Source organism: Bartonella sp. AD24XZML (assembly GCF_042196485.1).
Classification (GTDB): domain Bacteria; phylum Pseudomonadota; class Alphaproteobacteria; order Rhizobiales; family Rhizobiaceae; genus Bartonella.
Genome location: NZ_JBHIQH010000043.1, coordinates 1 through 5,801 on the forward strand (window position 1 = coordinate 1; position 5,801 = coordinate 5,801).

General features: G+C 43.4%; 4 protein-coding genes and 2 pseudogenes. All 6 read left to right on the plus strand.

Going from position 1 to position 5,801, the window contains the following annotated elements; all coding sequences use genetic code 11:
- Positions 1–667, plus strand: a pseudogene (locus ACFIMX_RS03890) (PBSX family phage terminase large subunit); the annotation flags it as partial.
- Positions 652–2,711: pseudogene (locus tag ACFIMX_RS03895) on the plus strand (portal protein). The pseudogenes ACFIMX_RS03890 and ACFIMX_RS03895, both read left to right, overlap by 16 nt.
- Positions 2,712–2,724: 13 nt before the next feature.
- On the plus strand, positions 2,725–3,606 hold the full coding sequence (locus ACFIMX_RS03900; protein ID WP_375694057.1) for a hypothetical protein: 882 nt from the start codon (positions 2,725–2,727) through the stop codon (positions 3,604–3,606).
- A 91-nt stretch (positions 3,607–3,697) separates the two neighbouring features.
- Positions 3,698–4,822: a N4-gp56 family major capsid protein gene (locus tag ACFIMX_RS03905; protein ID WP_375694058.1), complete on the plus strand. Its 1,125-nt coding sequence runs from the start codon at positions 3,698–3,700 to the stop codon at positions 4,820–4,822.
- Positions 4,823–4,844: 22 nt separating this feature from the next.
- Positions 4,845–5,225: a hypothetical protein gene (locus tag ACFIMX_RS03910; RefSeq protein ID WP_375639418.1), complete on the plus strand. Its 381-nt coding sequence runs from the start codon at positions 4,845–4,847 to the stop codon at positions 5,223–5,225.
- 11 nt (positions 5,226–5,236) lie between these two features.
- The gene (locus ACFIMX_RS03915; protein WP_375639419.1) at positions 5,237–5,617 is read left to right on the plus strand and encodes a hypothetical protein; all 381 of its coding nucleotides are present in this window, start codon (positions 5,237–5,239) and stop codon (positions 5,615–5,617) included.
- Positions 5,618–5,801: the final 184 nt, after the last annotated feature.

Consider the following 5,801-nt stretch of genomic DNA (forward strand, 5'->3'; position numbering starts at 1 on the left):
TTATCTTACAGCAGTTCAAGGCGCTTATTATCAGAGGGAAATGTTGGCAGCCGAGCAGGAGGGGCGGATAGGGCGTGTTGCTCGTGACCCTTTAATGCAGATACGCGCTTTTTGGGATATTGGGGGTACGGGTGCTAAGGCAGATGCCACAGCGATATGGATAGCGCAATTTGTGGGGCGAGAGATCAGAGTGCTTGATTATTACGAAGCGCAAGGGCAGCCGTTATCCGAACATATCGGTTGGTTGCGTCAGAATGGTTATGAGAAGGCACTGATGGTTCTCCCCCATGATGGTGCGACCAGAGACCGTGTACATAATGTGAGTTTTGAGAGTGCTCTTAAACAGGCAGGGTTTCAAACAAAAGTTATTCCTAATCAAGGAGCTGGTGCTGTCAAAATACGTATAGAAACAGTCCGTCGTGTTTTGTCATCAGTATGGTTTAACGAGGAGACGACGGTAGCAGGGCGTAAGGCACTGAACTGGTATCACGAGAAATGGGATGAGAAGCGCAATATAGGTTTGGGGGCAGAACATGATTGGTCCAGTCATGGTGCAGATGCCTTTGGATTGATGTGCATTTCATACCAACCACCAAAAGAAATAGTAAAGAGACCAGCTTATAGCGGTAGAGAAACTTATGAAAGTACGTCATGGATGGCAGAATGATGGATGATGAAGAGCATTTAGAGAAAGAAAGTAACGCATCAGATCTGTCGACAGAAGGTTTGTTTCGCAAGCTTGTGGGTTGGTACAAAGAAGATGTTGAGCATGTGAACAAATGGCGTGAACATGCAAGGGAGGATTTTCAATTTTACAATGGTGATCAGTGGAATGATCAAGATTTAGCGGCTTTAAAAGAGCAACGTCGCCCCGTTATGACGTTTAACCGTATTGCACCATTGGTTAATGCTGTAGTTGGTTCAGAGCGTAACAATAAACGAGAGGTGCAATTCATTCCCCGTCAAATAGGCAAGGCATTGCCAAGTGAATTGCTTACAGGAGCAGCAGAATGGTTTAGAGATGTAGCGCATGCGGAATATGCGGATAGTGATGCTTTCCAAGACGCTGTCATCTGCGGCATGGGGTGGACCGATACGCGGCTTGATTATGAGAACAGTATAGATGGTGAACCGGTTATTACGCGTTTAGACCCTCTAAAGATGGTTTGGGATAGCGCGGCAGTGCAACCGAATTTAACCGATGCACAACGCATGTGGTATGTCGACCGCAAGCCTTTGGAAGTAGCCAAGCAGATGTNTATGTCGACCGCAAGCCTTTGGAAGTAGCCAAGCAGATGTTTCCCAAAGCCCATTGGACAGAGCTGAGTGCAGATTGGGCAAGGGATGGGAGCTCTCATGAAGGTGTTCACCATAATGATCTTGATTATTACAGTGATGAGAAGGGTATTGATGTTGAAAACGGTCGTCGGATGGTTACGCTTGTTGAATGCCGTTGGTTTGAAAGCGAGCGATATTATAAGGCGCCCGATTTAGAAACGGGTGAATTGCGTGATTATAGCGAAGAGGAATTTAAGCAATTACAGTGCATGATGCCCGATATTCAAGGAGCAGCTTTCAATAAAAAGGTTGTTAAACGCGCTTTTTTAGGGAGGAAATTGCTTGAATCGCCTGATCAACCTTTGGTTCCAGCGGGTCAATTGGGTTGGGAGTGTATCACGGGGTATTTTGACAAGATAGAACGGCAATTTTATGGAGTTGTAAGACCGACAAAAGACCCACAACGGTGGGCAAATAAATATTTTAGTCAAGTCATGCATATTCTCAACAGCCAATCTAAAGGTGGAATTATTGTTGAAGAGGGAGCGTTTAAGGATATCAGACAAGCTATGAAGGATTGGGCGCGCGCCGATGCTATCATAGTCGCTGAAGACAAAGCCTTTGCGGAAGGTAAAATACAGCCCAAACCCGCCGCCCAATTTCCACAGGGCTTTTTCCAACTGTTTAATGAAGCCAAGGAAGCGATTAATCAAGTTACGGGTTTATCGCCTGAGTTTATCGGGACGAGAGAAGTCTCACAAGCAGGGATTTTAGAGGCACAACGGCGTCAATCTAGTCTTAACCTGCTTGCTTGTCTGTTTGATGGCTTGCGTTTGTATCGCAAGCGGCAAGGTAAGATTATTTTACACCTTATACAGAATTATTTGTCTGATGGTCGCTTGGTGCGGATATCGGGTGAGGAGAATGCGCAATATATTCCCTTAACACGTGAAGCGGTGATGAGTGTAGATTACGATATTGTGGTGGATGATGCGCCAACCAGCCCGAATGAGAAAGAGCGGACCTTTGGTATTATCACGCAATTATTACCGTTGCTTCAAAATGCCGTAACACCGGATATCATGCTTGATTTGCTTCGTTATTCACCCTTGCCTGCGTCATTACTCAATCGTGTGAGTGAGAAGATGCAACAGCAGCAAATGGCACAACAAGCCCAACAACAGCAAATGGATCCGGAACAAGAAATGAAGTTGCAAGAAAAGCAGCAGGATATTGCGACTAAAAGCCAGATGCAACAGATGGATTTGCAACAAAAGCAGATTGAATTGTTCATGCGTCAAAAGAGAGCAGAATTGGAAGCCGAAATGATGCAACAGAGGCATGACATTGAACGTCAGAAGCTTCTCAATGAACAAGCACACAATCAGATTATGCGAGAGAGAATAGCATTGCACAGAGGCATGCATATTTGAGAGAGGTGAAAGAATGAATGCAGAAATGAACGAAGCTATGAATGAAGATTACAGGGTTGGAGCACCGGTATTTGATGATGAGAGCTCTTTTGAGAGTGATTATGAGGTCGAGACGGTTGAGAGCAATGATGCGACACCTCCAGAACCGGTTGCAGAGCCCGTTGAAAAGCCTTCAGAAATCGTTCCTATAGATCGGCAACGTGCAGAACAACAAGCTCAACAAGCCCGTGAAGCGCTTGTCAAGTTTTATGAACCTCAATCTCAGCCACCAATGGTTGAAGGAGAAGGTGCGCCCCCAGACCTACGTGAGGACCCAATTAGCGTATTAACGTGGATGTTAGATAAGATTCAAAAGCAAGATGCGTATATTCGTGCACAACAAGATGTTCAAAGGCAAGCCATTGAAACCCACGAATTTAATGGACATTTGAACCAGTTTTTAGAAAGTTCTGTTACATCAATCAAAGATAAATACAGTGATTTTGATGCGGCGGCAGATTTTCTTTATGAGACGCGTGCAAAGCAATTAAGTGCTTGGTCATCTGTTTATCCGACTTATGCGCAACGGAGCACGATAGATGCGATTATAGGGGATGAATTGCGTACGATTGTAGCGACTTGCGCCCAAAAGGGGGGTAATCCAGCAGAAGAGCTTTATAGGATAGCGCAAAACCTTGGTTATCAGAACCAAGCAGTGCAAGCCAATAATCAAGTTGCAGCGCTTCAAAGCCGGCAGAATTCTGCGAGAACCTTAACAGCATCTGGTGGAGGAGGGAGTACTGGACCAATAACTTTAGAAGCTATTGGCAATATGTCTGATAAAGAATTTGGAGAATGGTATAGCAATCCTAAAAATCAAATCATTTTTGATAAGTTAATGGGGCGCGATGGCTGATTATAGTCTAGGCGCATAACGTAATCCGCTTTTGATGCGGGTTTTTGCCGGCTTTAAGCCGGTTTTTTTATAGCAAAGAAAGGCAAAATAAATGGCAACAACACGTATACCTATTAATGATGCTCAAGCGGTGAAAGCTTGGTCAAAGAGATTAAATTATGAAGCGTCCAAAGCGCTTGATATTGAACCGTTAATGGGAGAAGGCTCCAATAGTATCATTCAAGTCAAAAATGAACTTAGGAAAGAAGGTGGAGATTGTGTTACATTTAGCTTACGTGCACAGATTATGGGGCGTGGTGTAAGCGAGGGTGAAACGCTTAAAGGTAATGAAGAAGCTCTTCAGTTTCTTCATGACAAATTATATATCAATGAACTTAATCATGCAGTTTCGACGAAGAACAAAGGTACAATTGATCAACAACGTATTTTGTTTAGTTTACGCGACGAAGCACACAAGTCATTGGTTGATTGGTATGCGGACCGTTTAAGTTTGATGTTTTTTACGCAAGTGTGTGGGTACACAGCACCTACAATGAAATTTGAAGGGCGTGAGATTGAACTTGATGAATTGTATTATGGTTTTAATGCACCATTGGCACCAAGTAGTAAGCGTATTGTACGACCAGAAGCCAAAACGAAAGATGAAGACGTAAAAGAGCTGGCAAAACACGGTTTTAGTCTTAAGTTGATTGATGAAGCTGTTAAAGTTGCAAAGTTGGCTAACCCCAAAATCAGACCAGTACGTGTTGGTGGTTCCAATGTTTACGTCATGTATCTTCATCCCATACAAGTTATGCAATTGCGTACCAATACAGATACTGGTCAGTGGCTTGACATACAAAAGGCGGCTTATTCAGGTTCGCGTGCGAAGAATCCGATCTTTGATGGTTCATTAGGCATGTATAACGGTGTGATTTTACGTGAATCGGAACATGTGACGCATGGTGTAAAATCCGATGGTACCGTTGAAGAAAATGTACGACGTGCTGTTTTACTGGGTGCACAAAGTGCGATGCTTGCCTTTGGAGCAGAAAATCAAGATACGCGCTATAAATTGGTTGAAGAGCTTGATGATTATCAACGGGTATATGGGGTTGCAGCGAAAACAATCCTAGGGATGAAGAAAACGCGTTTCCAAATGCCTGGAAGAGGACAACATGCGCAAGATTTTGGAACAGTTGTTGTTTCAACTTGTACAGGTGAAAAGCCTTCTTAAATTCATGGAAAGGAAATAAAACATGGCAGAAGGATTACCACAGCCCCTACAAGGGAGAAACTTGGTTACGCAACAAGTGAGTTTTTTTCGCTTGAACATATCGCATAAAGAGAAGCGTCTTACACGAAAAATCGGCATTTTGCCTCGTGGTGCTTTGATCACTTCAATTAAAGCGTTCGTTAAGACGGCATTTTCAGAAGCAAAGTTGAAGATTGGCAGCACCTATGGCGGCAATGAGTTTGGCGAAAAAGATATCAAAGCCCAAAATACGCAAGATTTTACACCAACAGACCAAAAGGTTTTTACTCCAGAGGATAAAGAAATGACCCTTTATGCAACACGAGATAAAACCACAGATGCTGGTGAGTGCGTTGTGGTTGTGCAATTTGTGACAAATCATTGAGGGGACAAGACATGGCAGATTATTTACCACAGCCCTTGCAAGGGAGAAATCTTCATACGCAGCAGGTAAGCTTTTTGCGTCTTAATTTTAGCTATGAAGATAAAGAAAAGGTGATGAAGATAGGTACCCTCCCTCGTGGTGCTTTGATTACTTCAATTAAAGTGTATGTCAAGACAGCATTTTCGGACACGAAGGTTAAAATAGGCAGCACTGCTGGAGGGACTGAGTTTGGTGAAGCAGAAATCAAACAGCAGGCAGTCAAAGAAGTTAAGCCAACCAATCAAAAGGAATTTGTTCCTTATGATGAAGAACTTACTCTCTATGCCAAAGCGGACAAAACGGTACAAGCAGGTCAAGCAAGTATAGTCGTTGAATTCGTGACCAATTGTTAAGAGAAGTCTAATGACGCGTCATTATATTCGGGTTAAGACGGGGGGACCAATACCGGCAAAACAGGATGTTTATCGTCATAAAAGAACGCTTTCGCACCTTGTGTCGGTCATTCAAGATGAGATTGATGATATTACGGATGAGTATGTAGCACAAATCCAAGAAAGTATTTTTGCTGCTATTCGT